The sequence below is a fragment of the Erythrobacter alti genome (assembly GCF_037996805.1).
Lineage (GTDB): Bacteria > Pseudomonadota > Alphaproteobacteria > Sphingomonadales > Sphingomonadaceae > Alteraurantiacibacter > Alteraurantiacibacter alti.
This window is the reverse complement of the sequence record NZ_JBBNAX010000008.1, coordinates 333663-353970: the sequence shown is the minus strand read 5'-3', so window position 1 is coordinate 353970 and position 20308 is coordinate 333663. Positions and strand designations below refer to the sequence as shown.

Annotated in this window: 22 protein-coding genes, 1 pseudogene and 1 riboswitch; of the genes and pseudogenes, 15 read left to right on the top strand and 8 right to left on the bottom strand. The window is 61.6% G+C overall.

The genetic code is table 11. The features are described 5' to 3' along the window. Positions 1–289: 289 nt before the first annotated feature. From AAC850_RS11510 to AAC850_RS11480, 7 genes are all read left to right on the top strand, one after another. Positions 290–853 carry a lipocalin family protein gene (locus AAC850_RS11510; protein WP_340588887.1) on the top strand — a complete coding sequence of 188 codons (564 nt, stop codon included), beginning with the start codon at positions 290–292 and terminating at the stop codon, positions 851–853. Between the two features lie 106 nt (positions 854–959). Then, positions 960–1226, top strand: coding sequence for a hypothetical protein (locus AAC850_RS11505; RefSeq protein ID WP_340588886.1), 267 nt, complete (start codon positions 960–962; stop codon positions 1224–1226). A gap of 285 nt (positions 1227–1511) precedes the next feature. Continuing rightward, entirely contained in the window at positions 1512–1871 is a 360-nt protein-coding gene (locus tag AAC850_RS11500; RefSeq protein WP_340588885.1) for an Mpo1-like protein, read from the top strand. Next, positions 1855–2322 carry a YaiI/YqxD family protein gene (locus AAC850_RS11495; protein WP_340588884.1) on the top strand — a complete coding sequence of 156 codons (468 nt, stop codon included), beginning with the start codon at positions 1855–1857 and terminating at the stop codon, positions 2320–2322. The genes AAC850_RS11500 and AAC850_RS11495 overlap by 17 nt, the downstream gene beginning before the upstream one ends. A gap of 83 nt (positions 2323–2405) precedes the next feature. Then, on the top strand, positions 2406–2534 hold the full coding sequence (locus AAC850_RS11490; protein ID WP_340588883.1) for a hypothetical protein: 129 nt from the start codon (positions 2406–2408) through the stop codon (positions 2532–2534). A gap of 366 nt (positions 2535–2900) precedes the next feature. Further along, the gene (locus AAC850_RS11485) at positions 2901–3221 is read left to right on the top strand and encodes an alkylphosphonate utilization protein (RefSeq protein ID WP_340588882.1); all 321 of its coding nucleotides are present in this window, start codon (positions 2901–2903) and stop codon (positions 3219–3221) included. Between the two features lie 168 nt (positions 3222–3389). Then, complete coding sequence (locus tag AAC850_RS11480) at positions 3390–3950, top strand: DUF2726 domain-containing protein (RefSeq protein WP_340588881.1); 561 nt, start codon at positions 3390–3392, stop codon at positions 3948–3950. A gap of 23 nt (positions 3951–3973) precedes the next feature. Here AAC850_RS11480 and AAC850_RS11475 read toward each other — a convergent pair whose 3' ends face one another. The 5 genes and pseudogenes from AAC850_RS11475 to thiC form a co-directional block, all read right to left on the bottom strand. Beyond that, positions 3974–4783 carry a DarT1-associated NADAR antitoxin family protein gene (locus tag AAC850_RS11475; RefSeq protein WP_340588880.1) on the bottom strand — a complete coding sequence of 270 codons (810 nt, stop codon included), beginning with the start codon at positions 4781–4783 and terminating at the stop codon, positions 3974–3976. Between the two features lie 40 nt (positions 4784–4823). Then, positions 4824–5090: pseudogene (locus AAC850_RS13995) on the bottom strand (DarT ssDNA thymidine ADP-ribosyltransferase family protein); the annotation flags it as partial. Positions 5091–5486: 396 nt separating this feature from the next. After that, positions 5487–5963 carry an anthrone oxygenase family protein gene (locus AAC850_RS11470; RefSeq protein WP_340588879.1) on the bottom strand — a complete coding sequence of 159 codons (477 nt, stop codon included), beginning with the start codon at positions 5961–5963 and terminating at the stop codon, positions 5487–5489. A gap of 104 nt (positions 5964–6067) precedes the next feature. Beyond that, positions 6068–6370, bottom strand: coding sequence for a hypothetical protein (locus AAC850_RS11465; RefSeq protein ID WP_340588878.1), 303 nt, complete (start codon positions 6368–6370; stop codon positions 6068–6070). A 5-nt stretch (positions 6371–6375) separates the two neighbouring features. After that, positions 6376–8259, bottom strand: coding sequence for a phosphomethylpyrimidine synthase ThiC (gene thiC, locus AAC850_RS11460; RefSeq protein WP_340588877.1), 1884 nt, complete (start codon positions 8257–8259; stop codon positions 6376–6378). 48 nt (positions 8260–8307) lie between these two features. Continuing rightward, a riboswitch (TPP riboswitch) is annotated at positions 8308–8416 on the bottom strand. Between the two features lie 129 nt (positions 8417–8545). Here thiC and AAC850_RS11455 point away from each other — a divergent pair. Both AAC850_RS11455 and AAC850_RS11450 read left to right on the top strand, forming a co-directional pair. After that, positions 8546–10156: an AbgT family transporter gene (locus AAC850_RS11455; protein WP_340588876.1), complete on the top strand. Its 1611-nt coding sequence runs from the start codon at positions 8546–8548 to the stop codon at positions 10154–10156. Between the two features lie 2 nt (positions 10157–10158). Continuing rightward, the gene (locus AAC850_RS11450) at positions 10159–10839 is read left to right on the top strand and encodes a DUF6445 family protein (protein ID WP_340588875.1); all 681 of its coding nucleotides are present in this window, start codon (positions 10159–10161) and stop codon (positions 10837–10839) included. A 21-nt stretch (positions 10840–10860) separates the two neighbouring features. Here AAC850_RS11450 and AAC850_RS11445 read toward each other — a convergent pair whose 3' ends face one another. Then, positions 10861–11259 carry a hypothetical protein gene (locus AAC850_RS11445; RefSeq protein ID WP_340588874.1) on the bottom strand — a complete coding sequence of 133 codons (399 nt, stop codon included), beginning with the start codon at positions 11257–11259 and terminating at the stop codon, positions 10861–10863. A 48-nt stretch (positions 11260–11307) separates the two neighbouring features. On the opposite strand from AAC850_RS11445, the gene AAC850_RS11440 reads away from it, so the two are divergent. After that, complete coding sequence (locus AAC850_RS11440; protein ID WP_340588873.1) at positions 11308–11928, top strand: SOS response-associated peptidase family protein; 621 nt, start codon at positions 11308–11310, stop codon at positions 11926–11928. Here AAC850_RS11440 and AAC850_RS11435 read toward each other — a convergent pair. Next, on the bottom strand, positions 11925–12512 hold the full coding sequence (locus AAC850_RS11435) for a hypothetical protein (RefSeq protein ID WP_340588872.1): 588 nt from the start codon (positions 12510–12512) through the stop codon (positions 11925–11927). The two genes, AAC850_RS11440 and AAC850_RS11435, sit on opposite strands and share 4 nt — an antisense overlap. Positions 12513–12686: 174 nt before the next feature. On the opposite strand from AAC850_RS11435, the gene AAC850_RS11430 reads away from it, so the two are divergent. Further along, positions 12687–14726 carry a S9 family peptidase gene (locus tag AAC850_RS11430; protein WP_340588871.1) on the top strand — a complete coding sequence of 680 codons (2040 nt, stop codon included), beginning with the start codon at positions 12687–12689 and terminating at the stop codon, positions 14724–14726. A gap of 90 nt (positions 14727–14816) precedes the next feature. Here the strand turns inward: AAC850_RS11430 and AAC850_RS11425 are convergent, their stop codons facing one another. Next, positions 14817–15698, bottom strand: a complete 882-nt coding sequence (locus tag AAC850_RS11425) for a MipA/OmpV family protein (RefSeq protein ID WP_340588870.1) — start codon at positions 15696–15698, stop codon at positions 14817–14819. A gap of 164 nt (positions 15699–15862) precedes the next feature. Between AAC850_RS11425 and crtY the strand changes: the two genes are divergently transcribed. From crtY to AAC850_RS11405, 4 genes are read left to right on the top strand one after another with little or no spacing between them, the layout of a single operon-like run. Continuing rightward, positions 15863–17086 (top strand): lycopene beta-cyclase CrtY, encoded by a 1224-nt coding sequence (gene crtY, locus AAC850_RS11420; protein ID WP_340588869.1) that lies wholly within the window; start codon positions 15863–15865, stop codon positions 17084–17086. After that, a complete protein-coding gene (locus tag AAC850_RS11415; RefSeq protein WP_340588868.1) occupies positions 17083–18582 on the top strand; it encodes a phytoene desaturase in 1500 nt (499 codons plus the stop codon). Before crtY ends, AAC850_RS11415 begins: the two co-directional genes overlap by 4 nt. Further along, positions 18579–19160, top strand: coding sequence for an LOG family protein (locus AAC850_RS11410; RefSeq protein ID WP_340588867.1), 582 nt, complete (start codon positions 18579–18581; stop codon positions 19158–19160). The genes AAC850_RS11415 and AAC850_RS11410 overlap by 4 nt, the downstream gene beginning before the upstream one ends. A 59-nt stretch (positions 19161–19219) precedes the next feature. Further along, on the top strand, positions 19220–20242 hold the full coding sequence (locus tag AAC850_RS11405; RefSeq protein WP_340588963.1) for a phytoene/squalene synthase family protein: 1023 nt from the start codon (positions 19220–19222) through the stop codon (positions 20240–20242). Positions 20243–20308 lie beyond the last annotated feature (66 nt).

The following is a 20308-nucleotide window of genomic DNA, read 5'->3' as shown; positions in this document are numbered from 1 at the left end:
GAACAAGTGTTTCCGGCCTGCGAGAGTGCGGGCACGGTATGCGTCAAATCGTCTTGGGAAAGGAAGTCGTCGTCTGGTTTGCGCCGGGGCCTTTTGCAGGCAAGCGGCGGTCGGCAAATCTCGAAGTCCGTCGCAAATTTCGACGTCAGCGAACGCTAAGTAGCACGGTAATGGCGGATTACCTAATGATTGCTGAGATTTGCAATATCGTTGCGGCGCGCGACAGGGCGCGAAGCACCCGCGACAGGCAATGAAAGGAACCGTGGCGCGCTCTGGCCATTGGCTAGGCATGACTATCCGCAAATTGCTGTCCGCCCTTATTCCGCTTGCTCTCACCGGTGCATGCGTCGGCTCGCCCGGTCCTGTCGGTAATGCAGCTGTTCCCGAACCCGCAAAGCCTGTCGCGCTCGATGCCTATCTCGGCACATGGTACGAATATGGCCGCTACGAAGCGCCCTTCCAAGACGGCTGCGAAGGCGTAACCGCAGACTATACATTGCGCGACGATGGCAAGATCAGCGTCGTCAATTCCTGCTACGAAGGCGGGCTGGACGGCGAGTTCGACCAGGCTACGGGCCGTGCGCGCGTGGTGGAAGGATCGGACGGGGCAAAGCTTGAAGTCAGCTTTTTCGGCCCATTCTACGGCGACTATTGGGTACTCGATCGCGGGGAGCCTGACGACAATGGACAATATCCTTGGTCCATCGTGGGCGAGCCGAGCGGACGTTACCTATGGATGCTCACGCGGGAACCGCAACCCGATGCCGAGCGCCGCGCCATGCTGGAGGCGCGTGTCCGCGAACTGGGTTACGATTGGAGCCTCGTCCGCCTGACCCGCCAGCCTGCAAGCTAGGCGCTACTAAGCAATCGGTCGCGACTCCGGCGTAGAGTGCTCCTCGCCGCATTAACCCTATCCCAACCAATTCGCGCATATGCTCTGCGCGAGGAGGCCCTGCCCTATGGCCAGCACTGCCAAAGCCGTTGATCTTGTCCCGCGCGAACCGCGAGAGCCATGCAGCGTCGAAACCACGATCGTGGACGATTGCGGCCGCGAGCTCGAGGCGTGGGTCGGCAATACCTCGCGCCATGGTTTCATGGCCGAATGCGAAGAGAAATTCCCGCTCGGCGAGATCATCCGCATCGACCTTCCCGACCGTGGCCGGGTGCGCGCACAGCTGCGCTGGGCGGTCGGCTGGCGCTTTGGCGCGCTGATCCTCATCGACTGACCCGCGCTCCCCGCGCCAACCCAACATTCTCCCCGTCGCACCGCTGCCTCGTGCCGCACCATGGGTATGGCGCGCACGCCCGAACAGGCGTATAGCGAGTCCCAAGCACCAATGCGTGCGGACCGGCCAACGCGACCAGCGCCCGGTCCTCGAGCCCGCCGGACAGCGGGTAACGCCAGGCATGGCGGTAGATCGCACCTTCCTCCGCAAAGGGGTTGGTGCGATCCTCGTTTCAGCCGCCACACTACCCTTGCGAAACCCGCCCCGTTGGCGCAGCATGGGCGCATGGCAGAACGCTATTCCACCTTCGCCGACTTCTGGCCGCATTACCTGCGCGAACACGCCCTGCCGCGCACCCGCGCCCTGCACTATATCGGCACCACGCTGGTCATCGCGGTGGCCTTTTACGCCGTGCTGAGCGGCAATCTGTGGTGGCTGTTCGCCATGCCGCTGGCCGGATATTTCTTCGCCTGGCTTGCCCATTTCACGGTGGAGAAGAACCGCCCCGCGACCTTCACCTATCCGCTGTGGAGCCTCGCGGCAGACTTCCGCATGTATTTCCTCTGGCTCACCGGAAGGCTCGGGCCGGAGCTTGATCGCGCCGGGATCGAAGGCCATGGCCCCCGGCATGACGCCGCCCCCTGACACTGTCACCATACTGGTCGATGCCGACGCCTGCCCGGTGAAGGAGGAGACCTACCGCGTGGCCGAGCGCTTCAGGGCGCATGTCCGCGTGGTCAGCAACGCCCCCTTCCGCGTCCCCGTCAGCGAGCGGGTGAAGCGCGTGGTGGTGTCCGACAGCTTTGACGCGGCGGACGACTGGATCGCCGACAACGCCTCCCCCTGCACCATAGTCATCACCGCCGACATCCTCCTTGCCGAACGCTGCCTGAAAGAGGGCGCGAGCGTGCTGGCGCATAATGGCAAGCCCTTCGACACCGCCAGCATCGGCAGCGCCATCGCCACCCGCGCACTGATGGCCGATTTGCGCAGCGGCATGGACGGCGTAGGCGGCGGCCCCCCGCCCTTCAGCAAGGCGGACCGTTCGCGGTTCCTGCAGGAGCTGGACCGGGTGTTGACCGCACTTAACCGCTGACCGCTGCCTCGAATTAACGCGCATTGTCCCGCCAACAGGCGTAGTCCTGTCCGCAGGGCATTCCGCCTGTATGGGAAAACACCATGTCCAAGGGACAGAAATCCAACAAGGAAGCACGCAAACCCAAGAAGGAAAAGGTGAAAACCAACGCCTCCCAGCCCTCGCAAAAGCCCGGCGGGATCAAGGGGCTGGAGAACATGAAGAACAGCTAGGCAGCTGTCACACGGCACCCTGGCGCAAAGCGTATTCGCAATCCGCCCGCCAGTGGATCGCACCAGCACTCCGGGGCGTTGGTGCGATCCGCGCGCAGGGCATGATTGCCGCGCATCAGGCAATGCTTTCGCCGCTAATATGGAGCACATGGAGCACTGTCCTGAAGCAGAAAAGCGGAGCGGCGCGAAAGCCCGGAAATCTGCGACATTTGGCCGGTATTTTGGCGTGTTCTCCATCGCCGGAAAGCAAGGCAGATTGCGTGGCTGTAGGAAATGCGCCGCGCGTGCTGGCCGCGCGCTCGCCCTCACCACCGGCATCGCCTCCACCCTCGACAATCGCAGGCGGTGCGCGCATGGCCCCGTGTCATGAGCACGAGCGATGAAGACTATGTCTATGACGAGGCCAGCGGCGAATGGATGCCCGCGTCCGAGCTGGCTTCCCGCAACGAAGCTGCGGCTGATGGAGCCGATCTGGTGGAGGTCCGCGATGCCGTGGGCAATCTGCTGGCGGACGGCGATCAGGTGACGCTGATCAAGGACCTCAACGTCAAGGGCGCAGGTCGGACCCTGAAGCAAGGCACGCTGATCAAATCGATCCGCCTGACCGGCGACGCACAGGAAATCGACTGCCGCTTTCCGGGCATCAAGGGCCTCGTGCTCCGCGCGGAGTTTGTGAAGAAGCGTTAGCGAAGGGCAACCAAGGCCGGCCTCTCACGTAGCGTCGGGATAGACCTCAGCAAATTTCGACTTGCGAAGTATTCGATAATGTATTCAAACTATTCCAGCTAAGGTTTAGCCGAGGGGGCGGTTAAGGTGGATAGCATTATCTCGAATTTTGATATCGATTTCACGATCGTGATTTTCATCGTCGCATTTCTTCTATCGCTCGCGATGCTCAGCCAGCTGTTGAAGCCGGACAAGAAAACAACGCGCCGCAAGTGGCGGGGCAGGAAAAAACCATTTCTGGTGAAAGGCGTGAACGCAAAGGCCAATGCTGATGCCGCCGAACAATTATGCCGCGTCATGGAAGCCGACTTCAAACCGCGGCCACTTTTGAACCGCCCGGAGGCGCAGGTATTCAGGGCGCTGGACGAGGCGGTGATCGCTCGCAATTCCGGCTGGCAGGTGATGGCACAGGTTTCGCTAGGCGAGTTCCTTTCAAGCCCGGACCGCAGCGCTTACTTCTCGGTCAACTCAAAGCGCGTCGACTTCGCGCTGATGGACGAGAAGTGCTGCGTGCGCCACGCACTCGAGTATCAAGGCACTGGCCACCACCAAGGCAACGCCGCTGCGCGTGATGCGGTGAAGAAGGAGGCGCTGCGGAAGGCTGGGATTGGCTATCACGAGGTCGTGGCGGGGCACACAACGCCTTCCGAACTGCGGCAGTTGGTGGAGAAGTTAGTGCCGGGTGACTAAATGTACGATGAAGTTTCAACAGGTTATATCAGATAGCGAACATTATCCGGTTCATGGGGGTCCGACACACGCCCAGCATAGTATGAACGAAATATATCTGGCGAACTAAGCGCCTCGTCCAACTTATCATTATGGTAAAGCGCACAATAAAGTGCCGCGGCTCGAGCTTGACAATTAATCGACCTTTTGTGGTTGAATTCAATGTCGGTAAAAGCATCAATATCAGTTATTTGACCTGCTAATTCAACATTTTTTACCAATGCGTTAATGTATACCCAGTCATAAAAGCACGTTAATGGTTGCAGCGGCCAGATTTGGCCAAACAGATTAAACTCTTTAAGTCGTCCGCTATTTTTCAACCGATCATCTCTTTTAGCGTCCATCGGTGACGCATCGAATAGATCTCGAAAAGGTCCACCGTATTCAAAAACCTTACTTCCCTGAAACGCGGCCTCCACAGTCAGCACTCGGCCTTTTTGAGTCGTAAAAGTGAGATTAAATGACGAGAGCGCAACACCCAGCGTCTGCTCTGACTTCGAAGATACTTCCAAGAAATTCTTTAGTTGATATTCCTTCGCCGCCATTGCGTGTAAATCTCGAATGCTTTTCTGCTTTTGGGATTTAGCGAATCCCGGATACCATTGAAAATCAACATAGACTTCGCGTACAAAACGCTTACCGCCGACTAGAGGAATGAATATAGGTCGCTTAGCCATTCCTCCCATCCCCCCATTTTCTGTAGTATTCTCTCGTTCCGTAGAAGCCTCGTCGATTACTGACGATCGACTGTCGGTCACCGACTGCATCACCGTACTTTTGCTGTGACGGAACATCTGGAAAGATCACACAATAGATGGCTTGGGGAGGTATCGTTCCCTTAACTAAAAACTCCGCTTGCACATCTGTTGGATCGTTTTCTTTTAATTGCTGTTCCGCTCTCGAAGGATAACCTTCACGTTCAGCGAAGAGACCCTTGAAAGCTTCAAGCGAAGATAGCTCAATTTCGTCGTGGTTCGAGATGTCGCTCGATGCTGCGTTACGCCAACAAAAGAGAGTGTGTTGTCTCGAAATCATTATCGGATGAACAACGAGGATAGGCCATTCTGCGTCCGGATGATCCTGCCTGAATCGATAAAACATAGTCGAATTCGGAAACGTAGCGCTCAAACAATTGAATTCTCGTCGCCCATCTAACCTATGATAGTCATTAGTGATTCCGTCGCATTCTCCAGCATCTATGTGCGCGCGAGGTCGCAGTCCAAAATGCTTCGGAGATTCTCGGCACGAGTAAAATGAAGAAGGTAAGGGACGCTCCTCGCCAGTCGAAAATCCTCTATCTCTTGACGCATAGAATCTCCATAATGGGTCGCACGCCGGAATTTATTGCGTATTAGAACCAAGAAAAAGCAAAATTTTAGTCGTAACTCTTGGGCAAATACAACTAATCATATATTTTTCTTTGTACCGCGCTGATCTCTCCCATATTGCTGAGACCAATTTCAACGCTCGCGTCAACGGCGTCGACAGCACAGCCCCTCACCCCAACCCCACAACCAGCAACCCCATCGCCACCACACACGCCACCGTGCGCACGTGGTTGAGCCGGGTCCAGCGCACGAGGTAGTCGCGCCACACGGCCTTGCCTTCGTCGCTGGCCGGGTCGACGGCGTCTAGCCTGTTGTTGAGCGGGACATTGCCCGCGGCGGTCACCGCGAACATGCCGACCACGTAAATCGCGCCGCCCGCGATCACCGCCCATGCCTCCGGCCCCGCCAGCCCTGTCAGGCCGAGCACCACCAGCGCCGCGCAGGCGAGTGAGCTGGCGATAAACAGCGGCAGGAAGGCGCTGCGCAGGATCACGCGGTTGATCTCCTGCATGGCGCGCGCGCCCGCTTCATCGCCCAGATGCGCCAGCGAGCGCATGACGAAGACCGAGAAGGTGAAATAGACCCCCGCCATCACTCCGGCGGACAGGGCAGCGAACCAGATCAATAGAGTTATCGCCAGTTGCATCGTCCCACCTCCCGCCTTGGTTTGCGAGAGGATGTCAGCTGACGGGCAACAGGTAAAGCGCGCGGACCATTTGCGGCCCCGCTGGCAGCCTCAGCCGCCGCGCCTCACTTGCCTGTCAGGCGGCGCTGGTTGGCGCGCACCTTGCGGCGGTAGTGGTTGACCGAGCGGCGGGCGTTGCTTTGCGGCGAGGCTCCTGCCGCGCCGAGCATCTTCCAGCCGAGTTCCCAATTGGCGTTGAGCTTCTCGCTCACCATCCGCTGGGCCTCGTTCTCGGCGGGCTTGCCGCCCTGTGCCAGCCGCATGGAGCGCAGCCAGATCACGCTGGATGCCTCCATCCACAGCTTCGCGCCATCCCAGGCGAGGCGGTTCCATGACGCGAGGTCGGCGGGCGATGTGGGGATCTTCATCCGCCTCAAACGTCCTTGGGCATGTAAAGGTCCCCGCCCTCACGGTAACGGCGCGACATTTCTTCCATGCCTTCCAGCGCGGCGGCCTTGCTCGCCTCTGCCGCGTCGCTGCCCGCCTGTGCGGAGGCGAGGAAGCTGTCGGCGCTCTGGTTCTGCTTGCTGGCGAAGTCGCGCACTTCCTGGCTGATCTTCATCGAGCAGAACTTGGGTCCGCACATGGAGCAGAAGTGGGCTGTCTTGGCACCTTCTGCGGGCAGCGTCTGGTCGTGGAATTCCTCGGCCGTGTCGGGGTCGAGCGAGAGGTTGAACTGGTCGCGCCAGCGGAATTCGAAACGGGCTTTCGACAGCGCATCGTCGCGCACCTGTGCTGCCGGGTGCCCCTTGGCGAGGTCTGCCGCGTGGGCCGCCAGCTTGTAGGTGACAACGCCGACCTTCACATCGTCGCGGTCGGGCAGGCCGAGATGCTCCTTGGGCGTGACATAACAAAGCATCGCTGTGCCGTACCAGCCGATCTGCGCGGCGCCGATGCCGCTGGTGATGTGGTCATAGCCGGGCGCGATATCGGTGACGAGCGGCCCAAGCGTGTAGAACGGCGCTTCACCGCACACCTCGAGCTGCTTGTCCATGTTCTCCTTGATCTTGTGCATGGGCACGTGGCCCGGCCCTTCGATCATCACCTGCACGTCTTCCTTCCACGCGCGGTGGGTGAGTTCGCCCAGCGTGTAAAGCTCGGCAAATTGCGCTTCGTCATTGGCGTCGGCGATGGAGCCGGGGCGCAGGCCGTCACCCAGCGAATAGGCGATGTCGTAGACCTTCATGATCTCGGTGATCTCGTCGAACTTCTCGTAAAGGAAGCTCTCCTTGTGATGCGCGAGGCACCATTTCGCCATGATCGACCCGCCGCGCGACACGATGCCGGTGACGCGCTTGGCGGCCATCGGCACATAGGGCAGGCGCACGCCTGCGTGGATGGTGAAATAGTCGACGCCCTGCTCGGCCTGTTCGATCAGCGTGTCGCGGAACACTTCCCAGGTGAGGTCTTCGGCAACGCCGCCGACCTTTTCCAGCGCCTGGTAGATCGGCACGGTGCCGATGGGGACGGGCGAGTTGCGGATGATCCATTCGCGCGTGTCGTGGATGTTGCGGCCGGTGGAAAGGTCCATGACGGTGTCCGCACCCCAGCGGATCGACCAGACCATCTTGTCGACCTCGTTCGCCACGTCCGATGCGACCGCGCTGTTGCCGATATTGGCATTGATCTTGACGAGGAAGTTGCGCCCGATCGCCATCGGTTCGGCTTCGGGGTGGTTGACGTTGGAAGGGATGATCGCGCGGCCCCGCGCCACTTCGTCGCGCACGAATTCTGGCGTGACGTAATCGGGAATGGCGGCGCCCCAGCTCTCTCCGCGGTCGTGGCTTGCTGCCTTCATCCGCGCACGGCCAAGGTTTTCGCGCTCGGCGACATATTCCATTTCGGGCGTGATGATGCCGCGGCGGGCATAGTGCATCTGCGACAGGTTCTTGCCTGGCTTGGCGCGCAGCACGGTCTTGGAGACATTGGGGAAAGCCGGCACGCCGCCGCTGCGGTCGGGGCCGAGCTGGCCGTTGTCCTCGGGCTTGATCTCGCGCGCGTCGTATTCCTCGACATCGCCGCGTTCGAGTTGCCATTCGCGGCGCAGCGCGGGCAAGCCGGTGCTGATGTCGATCTTCGCATCGGGATCGGTGTAGGGGCCGGAGGTGTCGTATACGCGCACCGGCGGCTCGCCTGAAGACGGCTCGAGATCGATCTCGCGCATGGCCACGCGGCGGTCGCCGACATAGACCTTGCGGCTGCCGCGAATGGGTCCGGTGGTCACGCCGATTTCGAACTGCGAATTGATGTCGGCCATGGGGGTACTCTCCGTGAAGGCGGGAGAGCGGCTTGCTGGTCCGGAACATTTCTGGGACCAACCCACTCCCTCCGCCGATTTTAATCGGTTCAGGTTCGACGGGTCGGAGGATGCGAGCCCTCCCTCTCAGCGCACGCGCGCTCCCCGGGGATGGCGTCCATCTAGAACACAACAGCTCGTTTGGGAAGGGTTCAGACTGGTTGCGCTTGAAAGGACTTGCCTTGCGCATGGCGGTGATGCCGCTACGCATGGCGCCTTGTTGCCAATTCCTGACCGGACAACCCGTATGACCGAATTTCCCACCCCCGCCGATCAGCAGCCGCCCGAGGCGGCATTGCCCAAGCGCAATGCCTTCACGCGCTTCCTCGACGGGGTGGAGTGGCTCGGCAATCTGCTGCCGCATCCGGTCACGCTGTTCGCCCTGCTGGCGCTGGGCATCGTGCTGCTGTCGGGCCTGTTCGGCTGGATGGGCGTTTCGGTCGTGGACCCGCGCCCTGCAGGATCGAACGGGGTTGCCGAGGACGGGATGATCCGCGCAGTCAGCCTGATGGATGGCGACGGAGTGCGCCGCATCTTCACCGGGCTGGTCGACAATTTTACCGGCTTTGCACCGCTGGGCGTGGTGCTTGTGGCGATGCTGGGCGTCGGCGTGGCAGAGAAGTCGGGCCTGCTCAGCGCAGCCGTGCGATCGCTGGTCATGGGCGCGCCGCCCAAGCTGGTGACCGTCGCCATCGTGTTCGCCGGCATCATCTCCAACACCGCCAGCGAAGTCGGCTATGTCGTGCTCATCCCGCTGGGCGGAGCGATCTATTACGCGCTCGGTCGCCATCCGCTGGCAGGCATGGCGGCGGCCTTTGCCGGTGTGTCGGGCGGCTATAGCGCGAACCTGCTGATCGGCACGATCGACCCGCTGCTGGCGGGCATCACGCAGGAAGCCGCGCAGTTGATCGATCCCGATTACACCGTGCTGGCAACCGCTAACTGGTATTTCATGTTCGCTTCCACCTTCCTTGTCGCGGCCATCGGTTCGCTGGTGTCGATCTATATTGTCGAGCCGAAACTGGGGCCGTATGACGCCTCCAAGGCCGATCCGACCATCCTCGACGAAGGCATGATGCAGCCGCTCAAGGATGAGGAACGCAAGGGCCTGCGCCGCGCCGGGCTGGCATTGCTGGGCGTGCTGGCACTGATGGCGATTACGCTGGTTCCCGATTGGGGAATACTGCGCAATGCGGAAACTGGCGACCGCATGGACTCGCCATTCTTCGATGGCTTTGTCGTGTGGATCTTCATCTTCTTCGTCACCATCGGATATGTTTACGGGCGGACCGTCGGCACGATGAAGACCGATCGCGACGTGATCGATGCGATGGCCGCCGCGCTGGGCGCGCTGGGCCTGTATATCGTGCTGGTGTTCTTCGCCGCGCAGTTCGTGGCCTTCTTCGGCTGGACCAACCTTGGCGCGATTACAGCGGTGACGGGGGCAAACTTTCTTGTCAGTACCGGCATGACCGGACCGATGGTGTTCTTCCTGTTCATCCTGCTGTGCGCGATCATCAACCTGTCGTTGGGGTCGGCGAGCGCGCAATGGGCGGTCACCGCGCCCATTTTCGTGCCCATGCTGATGCTGATCGGCTATTCGCCCGAAGCGATCCAGGCCGCCTACCGCATCGGCGATTCCACCACCAATATCATCACCCCGATGATGAGCTATTTCGGGCTGATCCTCGCCTGGGCAACGCGCTACCAGAAGGACCTGGGGGTAGGCACGCTGATCGCGATGATGCTGCCCTACACGATCTTCTTCATCACTGCGTGGTCGATCTTCTTCTACGTATGGACCTTCATATTCGGACTGCCTGTGGGACCGGGTTCACCAACCTATTACACGCCGTAGATATGGCCACCGCTCCCCCCGTCACTGTCCACCGCTTCGGCAATGAGCGCGAGCCGGTGGTGCAGATCGACGAATTCAGCGGGATGGCAGACGAATTGCTCGAGCGTGGGCGAGCTGCGACCTATCAGGATGGGGGCGCAAGCTATCCGGGCATCAGGTCATGGTGCGAGCCGGACTATCTCGACCGTAACAGGAACCTGATGTTCCAGGCGATGCAGCAGGTATTCGGTTTTCGGCAGGGGGTCAGCCTCGATGTCTGTACCTACTCGCTGGTCACGCTCGCACCCGAAGACCTGTCGCCCCTGCAACGCATTCCGCACTACGATCACGCGGGCGGCGAGATCGTCGCGATCATGCACTACTTGCTCGGTCCGGAAAGTGGCGGCACGGCTTTCTACCGCCATCGCCGCACCGGTTTCGAAACGATCAACGATGCACGCGAAGGCGCTTACAACGCCGCGCTGGCGGCGGACGAGCGCGAATACGGGATGCCGCCGCAAGCCTACCACTACGGCGACAGCGAGCGTTACGAACTGATTGGCGAGATCGAGGCAAAGCCCGACCGGCTGATCCTGTATCGCGGGAGGCTGCTGCATTCGGGCGTCATCCCCAATCCCGCCGAGTTGACCGACGACCCACGCAATGGCCGCCTGACGATCAACTTGTTCCTGCGCGGCCGCTGAAACGCGGTCGAGGCTGCGTGCCTAGAAGCGCAGCAGCGCGACGCAGATCAGGGCCACGCCGAGGATCCCCGAAAGGATGGCCCAGCCGCGGTTGTTGCCGCCGATCAGGCTGTTGGCGAAATGCAGGAAAGCGCGTCCGAAGGCGAGGATGGCAAAGCCTTCCAGAGCCATGCCGCCGCCGATCAAGGAAACGATGACAGACAGCCAGTCTTCCGGGTTCCACGGATTGACGAGGTAGATCGCCGCGCCCAGCGAAAGCGTAACGATGCCCGTCAGGAAGCGCAGCCCCTCGTTCTCCTCGAAGCCTTCGAGCATGGCGGCCCAGCTACCGGGCGATCGCAATTCGCCCACAGCTGCGCCAAGCGAATAAAGCCCGATGAAGAGGGTGATCCATGCGGAGATGTCTGATGTATCGGCCATGCGTCATGAATAGACCTTTTGCGTATCGCGGTCTAGGCGAGCGCGCCGATGACCATGCTCTACTCCCTCAACGCCGATGCTGCGGCCATTGCGGACAGGTTCGGTATCGCGGCGGGCACGGACCCGTGGAGCGGGGGCTACGTCTCTCCAGCAGGTTTCGCACCGGTCATCACCGCAGGGCGCGAGTTTATCGCCGGTCCGGGCGCATCGAACCAGCCTTGGCGCATGGTGCCGCGCCTGTGGGGCGTGCCGCCTCCGCCATCCGCCCATGACGCAGCGCGCCCCGTGCTGAGCGTGCGCAACACCCAAAGCCCGTTCTGGATCGGCAATTTGCGCAATCCGGAATTTCGCTGCCTCGTCCCTGCCACCGCATTCATGGAATGGGGCGGCACTGGCCCAGACGGCAAGCGCCGCCAGCACTGGTTCGCCGCATCCGACCAGCCGCTGTTCGCAATGGCAGGCGTGTGGATGGACAGCGAAGTGCCCGGCTTTGCGCTGCTGACCAGCTCCCCCAATGCGTTGGCCAAGCAAGCGGGACGCGATGCGATGCCGGTGATCCTGCCAGATCATCGCGGCGCATGGGCAACATGGCTGCATGGCGGGTGGGACAAGGCAAGCGCGCTGCTCCAACCCTATTCATCATCACTGATGCGCGACGGGGAGCGCTAGTCCGCAGTAACAGGGCGCAGTGCGGTCAGCGCCATTGCGAGGAACAGCGCGGCGGCTGTGCCCGCTCCACCTGCGGGAAATGTCAGGTCCGTGCCGGGGAAAATGGCGAGCGCGTTCAGGACGACGGCGGCAAGACCAGCCAGCCCGGCGAGCGCGCCGATGATCCTGGCAAAGCCCGCCTCGCCGCTCCACAATGCGCGGCCTGCGGCGATTGCGGCGACGCCGAACGCGACCTTCCCTGCGAAGAACAGCGCGAAAGCCATCGACAGCACGGCGGAAAAGGCCGGCGCCATCGCTTCGCCCGCTTCGGTAAGCGGCGCAAACATCACCAGCCCCATGCTGGCCTGGATCACGTTCAACATCCCGCCAACTGCGATACCCGCTCCGATGACCGGGCGCGAGGGCAGCAGGGCGAGCCCGCCGATGGCCATGGCGATAAAGGCGACAACTTCGGTCGACCATAAGACCGGCCGATTGGGCGTACCGCCCATGTTGCTTACTGTTATGTAGATTATCTGCGTGGCGACCGTTACGATCAGCGCTGCGGCTACGATCCGGGCGGTGGCGGTAAACTGGCTATTCATGTGGTTTCGTGTCCCTGTTCGAAACGACGCGCTTGTCCAGGCGTCTCGCCGATCATTCGCGCCTTGCCGCGATGCAGTTACATCGCTTCGGCCCTGACCACCACCGGTTTGCCTTGTCGGCACGGATCGCTATGACCCGTTGCAATTGAAACCTTACGAGAGGAATCGCCCCCCATGAAGATGCTTCGACCCGCCCTGCTTGCCTCGGCTCTGGCTCTGCCATCCACTGCCGTTGTGGCGCAGGACGTGATGACACCCGAAGACGTTGCCCGCATCGAATATACCGGCACCGTTGCCGTATCCAACGACGGCACGCAGATTGCCTACACCCGCGTCCACTATCCCGACGTTACGCAAGGCGAGGACGATGGCGGCGCACGCCAGCAATTGTTCGTGGCCGATGGCCCGATGCAATCGCGCGCCTTCCTGCCCGAAGACATGAGCGTTTCCGGCATCGACTACACGCCCGACGGGTCGATGATCACCTTCCTCTACACGGCATCGGGTGACGACCGCGCATTATGGGGCATTCCCACCGATGGCGGTTCGCATCGCAAGCTGGCCGGCGTGGATGATGCCCGCGTCAGTTCCTACGCCTTCGCGCCCGATGGCAGCATGGTCTACATGCTTGTTTCAGGCGCAGCAGACGAGGCCCGTGACGACGAGCGCGAAGCCGGTTTCGATTCTGTCGTCTATGAAGAAGAGCACCGCCTCAACCGCGTGTTCGTCGCCACCACCGGCACGGAAGATGTGGACGCAGAACCGCGCGAAATCACCGTCCCCGGCTATGTCGACAGCTTCGAAGTCGCGCCGAATGGCCAGTGGGCGCTGATCACCAGCTCGCCTACTCCGCTGGTGGACGACAGCTACACTTCCAAGCGCGCGCATATCCTCAACCTCGCCAACGGCAATCTCGTGACCGTGGAAACGCCGGGCAAGGTCGGTGATATCGAGATTTCGCCCGATGGCAGCCAGCTTTCGATGATCGCTGCGGTCGACGAGAACGATCCGGCAGACACCACCTTGCACCTCGTCGACACCGCAACGGGTGCCTACCGCGCGCTCAATGCGGGCGCTCCGGAAGCGGCAGTCGATGCCGAATGGATGTCCGACGGTCGCCTTGCCGTTGTGGTTCATGTCGGCGCGCAGAGCGTGCTGCGCTTCTATTCCGATGATGGCGACATGCTGCGCGAGATCGATCCAGAAGGACTGATCCTCACCAGCGTCGAACAGGGTGGCAACCGCCTGACGGTGGAAGCCAACTCGCCTTCGCATCCCAACGAATTGTTCGTCTATTCACGCGCCGGGTTCGAGCGCTGGACCGACCACAACCCGTGGTTGGCGAACATCGCCATGGGTCCGCAACGCACCTTCACCTTTACCGCGCGCGACGGGCAGGAAATCCAAGGCGTGCTGATCGAACCGGTCGGCGGCATCCCCGCCGGAGGTGCGCCGCTGATCATGGACGTGCACGGCGGCCCAGAAGCGCATGACAGCAACGGCTGGAACACCAATTACAGCGGACCGGGCCAGGTCGCGGCGGGTCAGGGCTATGCCGTGTTCCAGCCCAATTACCGCGGCTCCACCGGTTACGGCACGGGTTTTTCGAAGCAGCATTCGGGCAATTACACCGATCCTGAATTCGTCGACTTGGTCGATGCCAAATATGCGCTGGTCGAAGCCGGTATCGCCGATGCGGACCGTGTGGGCATCACCGGCGGTTCCTATGGCGGCTATGCCACTGCCTGGAGCAGCACGCGCTATTCGGAAGAATTTGCCGCAGGCGTGATGTTCGTCGGCATTTCCAACCAGATCAGCAAGGTGGGTACGGGCGACATTCCGATGGAAATGTATCTCGTCCACGCGCTTGAATGGCCGTGGGAGAACTGGCAGCGCTGGCTCGAAATCAGCCCGATTTACTATGCCGACCAGGCCGATACGCCGCTGCTGATCATGCATGGCGACAGCGATCCGCGCGTCAGCCCGACACAGAGCACCGAGCTGTATCGCAACATCCGCATCCGTCGCCCGGATACGCCGCTGCGGCTGGTGTTCTATCCGGGTGAAGGCCACGGCAACAGCCGCGCCGCATCGCGCTATGATTACAATCTGCGCATGATGGAATGGTTCGATACCTACCTGAAAACCGGCAACCGCGACGCCGCCCTGCCGCCCGCACGCCCGGCGCTGAACATTGACGAGGGTGAAGACTAGGCACCAAGCTCGGCACAATGAAATAGGGCGATTACCACACGGGTAATCGCCCTTTTTCATGCCGACAGGTTGTGTGCCCCGCGACGCGGATCAGAACGTATAGGTCAGACCCAGCGCGCCGAGGAATTGGTCGCGTGATCCGCGGATGGTGGTGAACGGCGTATCCGCCGCATCGCCGACCAGCCGCGAATAGCCAGTGATCGCCACGAGGCCCAATCCGCCATTGGTCACATCACCATCGAGGTCGAATCCCATCAACAGGTTCGCGCCAAACGAGGTGAAACCGCCGCCATCGACCTGGTAAGCGGGCAAGGCATCAACCGCCGGGCCGGTGAAATCGGCGGGATCGGACGTGAAGTAATAGTCCTGGAAATCCTCGCTCGCCCATTCGGCGCTCAACGAGAAACTGGCAAGGATCCCGCGGCTGAGCGGCGAGGTGTAGGAAATGCTCGGCGTGACGACCGTGCCGCCGTGGGCACCGTTGATGTCGAACATTACGTCGGTGGCGACGCTGATGCTGTCATAGGGATTAAGCACGGCGGGGAAATTGATGCCGATACTGGGGCCGACTTCGATCGCGCGCTCAAGCTCGCCATATTGCAGAACCACCTCGTCCTCGATCTGCGACGCGCGGTTGTTGCGCAGGCGCGCGGCTACGCCAAGATCGAAGCCGACACCGCTTTCTGGGTCGGGGATGAAGTCCAGCTTGATGCCGCCGGCACGCGGGGAGATATTCACACCGCCATAGGAGCCGAGGATTACCGGCAGGACCGAAATCACGTAATCGTCAGACCCGGTATAGGACGGGCTGACTGCTGCACCCGCGCCGATTGTTATGAAGTCCCCGTCGAACACGGTTTCGCCGAATTCGGCGGACGGTCCCTGCGGTTCGGCCGTATCCTGCGCAATAGCAGGCGTGGCAGCCGCAAGGCCGGAAATTGCGAAAATGGCCGTCAACTGGCGAATGATCATGTGAATTGGCTTCCCTGTTATACGTCCAAGCAACGGCCTGCCACGGCAACAGGTTCCCTTTGCGCCCAACACCCGGCGCGCGCAATCGCAATTGCGTGTCCGCCGCGCCACAGCCCTTTGCCCGTCATTGCCTCGCACCGGCAATCCGCTAAGGCACTGGGCTGATGAGCGGACGTGATTGCGATATTGCTGTTGTCGGCGGCGGCCTTTCGGGCGGGCTGATTGCGCTTGCGCTCGCCCGGCATCGGCCGGACGTGTCGGTGCGGCTGATCGAAAGCGGCGCGCAGCTTGGCGGCAATCACCGCTGGAGCTGGTTTGCCACCGATCTCGACGCCGATGGAACCGCGCTGATGGCGCGCATTCGCAAGACCGAATGGATGGACGGCTACGATGTCCGCTTTCCCGCCCATACGCGCCATTTGTCGTCAGACTATCGCTCGCTCGCCAGCGAGGATTTCGCCGCTTCGCTGGAACGCGAATTGGTACAAGGCACTATCATGGTGCGCAAACAGGTGGACGGGGTCGACGCGGGAGGAGCGACGCTGGCTGATGGCACGCGCATTACCGCGCGCAGCGTGATCGACTGCCGCGGCTTTTCGGGCGGCGAACATTTGCGCGGCGGCTGGCAGGTCTTCATGGGCCGCCATGTTCGCACCGCGCAGCCGCACGGTGTCTCCCGCCCGGTCATCATGGATGCGGGCGTCGAACAGGTCGCCCCATCGGGAGATGGCGGTGCCTACCGCTTCGTTTACGTCCTGCCTTTGGGCCTGCACGATGTCTTCGTGGAGGACACTTATTACGCCGACGCACCCTCGCTTGACCGCAGCGCCTTGTCCGGCCGCATAGACGACTATTGCCGCGCCAACGGGATGGACGGCGATCCGGTCGGTTTCGAAACAGGCGTGCTGCCGGTCGTGACCGGAGGCAATTTTGCCGCCTTCCAGGCCGCGCATCGCACTCCCGGCGTCAGCGTTGCCGGAGCGCGCGGCGGCTTCATGCACCCGCTCACAAGCTATACGCTGCCGATTGCCGTCCGGGTTGCCCTCGCCATCGCCAGAGACGCGGACCTGCCGGGCGAGCAATTATCCGCGAGGCTGGAGTCGCTGGCTCGCCACCACTGGCGCGCCACCAGCTTCTACCGCCAACTGGGGCGGATGCTTTTCAGCGGCGCACCACCGCAGGACCGCTATCGCATTTTCGAGCGTTTCTATCGCTTGCCCGAGCCGCTGATCGAGCGTTTCTACGCCGGGCGATCCACCCTGCCCGACCGCGCCCGCGTGCTTGTCGGCAAGCCGCCCATTCCAATAGGGCACGGCATCAAGGCGCTGATGAGCCCCTCGCCGCGCCTCATCTCCCCTGACCCCCATCACGCCAAGGAAACCTCATGAGCAATTCTCCCGAAGGCCGTCGCGCTTGCGTGATCGGTGCCGGTTTTGGCGGCATGGCGCTCGCCATCAGGCTGCAGAGCGCAGGGATCGCGACGACCGTAATCGAAGGGCGCGACAAGGTTGGTGGCCGCGCTTATCATTGGCAGGAGGACGGCTTCACCTTCGACGCCGGTCCCACGGTGATTACCGATCCGCCCTGCCTGCAGGAATTGTGGGAGCTGTCCGGGCATGACATTGCCGACGATGTCGAGCTGATGCCGGTCATGCCGTTCTACCGGCTCAACTGGCCCGATGGTGTCAATTTCGACTACTCGAATGACGAGCAGGATCTGCGCAAGGAAATCGCCAAGCTCGATCCCGCAGATCTGGTGGGATACGACCGCTTTCTGGAATATTCCGCCGCCGTGCATGACGAAGGCTATGTCAAGCTCGGCACCGTGCCTTTCCTCGATTTCAAATCGATGCTGAAGGCCGCCCCCGCGCTCGCCAAGCACCAGGCGTGGCGCAGCGTCTATTCTATGGTCAGCAAGTTCATCCGCAACGAAAAGCTGCGCGAGGCGCTCAGCTTCCACACGCTGCTGGTCGGCGGCAGCCCGATGAAGACGAGCAGCATCTACGCCCTCATCCACAAGCTGGAAAAGGATGGCGGCGTGTGGTGGGCGCGCGGCGGCACCAATCGCCTGATCGCGGGCATGGTCCGCCATTTCGAACGGCTCGGCGGCACAATGCGCGTGGGCGATCCGGTCGAGAAGGTGGAGACGATGGGCAACCGCGCCACCGGTGTTGTCACCAGGAGCGGGTGGCGCGCCGAATTCGATGCGGTCGCCAGCAATGCCGATATCGTCCATTCCTATAAGGACCTGCTCGGCGATACCTATCGCGGCAAGACCTACGGCAAGGCGCTGACCAAGAAGAAATTCTCGCCCAGCCTGTTCGTCGTGCACTTCGGGCTGGAAGGCACATGGCCGGGCATTCCGCACCACATGATCCTATTCGGCCCACGCTACAAAGGGCTGGTGGATGACATCTACGAGCGCGGCATCCTGCCCGCCGATTTCTCGATCTATCTGCACCACCCCACCGTGACCGATCCTAGCATGGCACCCGAGGGCAAGAGCACTTTCTACGCGCTTGTCCCGGTCGCGCATCAGGGCAAGTTGACGGTGGACTGGGACAAGATCGGGCCGGAGCTGGAAAAGCGCGTGCTCGACGAGGTCGGACGGCGGTTGATCCCCGATATTCACGACCGGATCGTGACCAAGTTCCACTATGCCCCCGCCGATTTCACCAAGGATCTCAACGCCCATCTCGGCAGCGCCTTCAGCCTCGAACCGCTGCTGACCCAGAGCGCTTTCTTCCGCGGCCACAATCGCGATGACAAAATCGGTAATTTCTATCTTGTAGGTGCTGGTACACACCCCGGCGCGGGTATTCCCGGAGTCGTGGGCAGTGCTAAGGCGACAGCCGGACTTATGATCGAGGATTTGAGTACATGAAACGTCTCGCCGTCTATTGCGGCTCTGCTACCCCCGAAGACACTCGCTATATCGAGCTTGCCCGGCAAGTTGGTACCACCCTTACCGAGCGCGGCATCGGGGTCGTTTATGGCGGCGGCAAGGCCGGGCTGATGGGGGCTATCGCAGACGCAACGCTAAAAGCTGGCGGCGAGGTAATTGGCATTATCCCGCAGGCGCTCGTGGACATGGAAGTGGCCAACACTGACTGCACCGAACTGCATGTCGTCCAGACAATGCACCAGCGAAAACAGGCATTTACCGATCTTTCGGATGGCTTCATTACCATCCCCGGCGGTGTGGGCACGATGGACGAATTGTGGGAAGCGATCAGCTGGGCGCAGCTGGGCTATCACCAGAAACCGGTCGGCCTGCTTAATGCGCTGGGATACTATGATGGGCTTGTTGCGTTTAACTCCCACATGGCCGAGACCGGCTTTGTCAGGGAAGCGCATCGCGGCATCATGATCGTGAGCGAAACGATTGAGGAATTGTTGGACAAGATGGCCAACCATCAACCCGCCAGAACTATCGTGCAGATGCGCGCCGAGGACCTGTGAAGCGCATAAAGCCACGCCCCCTCGTCGCCAGCCAGGTGGTCAAGTCGACCCCGCGGCAGATGGGCGGCGGGCGCTCGCGCGAGGCGCTGGTGCTGCGTGCGAAGGAAAGCATTGCCAAGGGCTCGCTCAGCTTTTCGGTGGCCGCGCGTCTGTTCGACAAGCCGACACGCGAACGTGCCTACCTTCTCTATGCCTGGTGCCGCCGGTGCGATGACATTGCCGACGGGCAGGACCACGGCGGAACGCTGAAGCTGGACAATTCCAGCCCGCAGGACCGGGTAGAAGCGATCCGCATCCTCACCCACCGCGCACTCGATGGCCAGCCGACCGCCGACGTAGCCTTCGATGCGCTCGGCCAAGTCGCAAGCGAGGCCCACTTGTCGCGCGAATTGTGTGACGATGTGATCGACGGCTTCGCGCTCGATGCCGAAGGTTGGCGTCCGCGTACCGAAGCCGACCTCATGCGCTATTGCTACCACGTGGCGGGCGCAGTGGGTGTGATGATGGCGCGGGTGATGGGCGTGCCTTCCGACGCCAATGAAACGCTCGACCGCGCCTGCGACCTCGGGCTCGCCTTCCAGCTCAACAATATCGCGCGCGACATCTCGGAAGATGACGCCGCCGGGCGCTGCTACCTGCCCGAAGAATGGCTGGCGGAGATGGATATACCTCCCGGCCAGCACATGAAGCCGCAATATCGCCCGCAATTGGTCAAGCTGGCCAAGCGACTGGTCGACCGCGCACGGCTGCACGATGCCGCCGCCCGTGTCGGGGCAGGCCGATTACGCTTCCGCCAGCGCTGGGCGATCCTGTCGGCGGCCAATATTTACGGCGCGATCGGCGAGGAAGTCGTGCGGCAGGCCGAATTCGCATGGGACCACCGCATTCACACCAGCGCCTTCGACAAGGCCGGCCACGTCATCGCCGCGCTCAAGGAGACGATCAGCGGGTCGTTCGAACCGCAGGTCATGCCCGAGTATTCGCGCGGGAAATTGCTGATTGCTGCGCGCATGGCAGGTCCGGTTGCCGAACCGCCGCGCTCCCCGCTGCGCGATGAAGGCATTCGCCGCAAAGAAGACTGAACGCCGCTTCACACGGTTGCAATTGTAACGGTCGCAGGCCATCGCTCCGCATGAGGAGACGTGTGC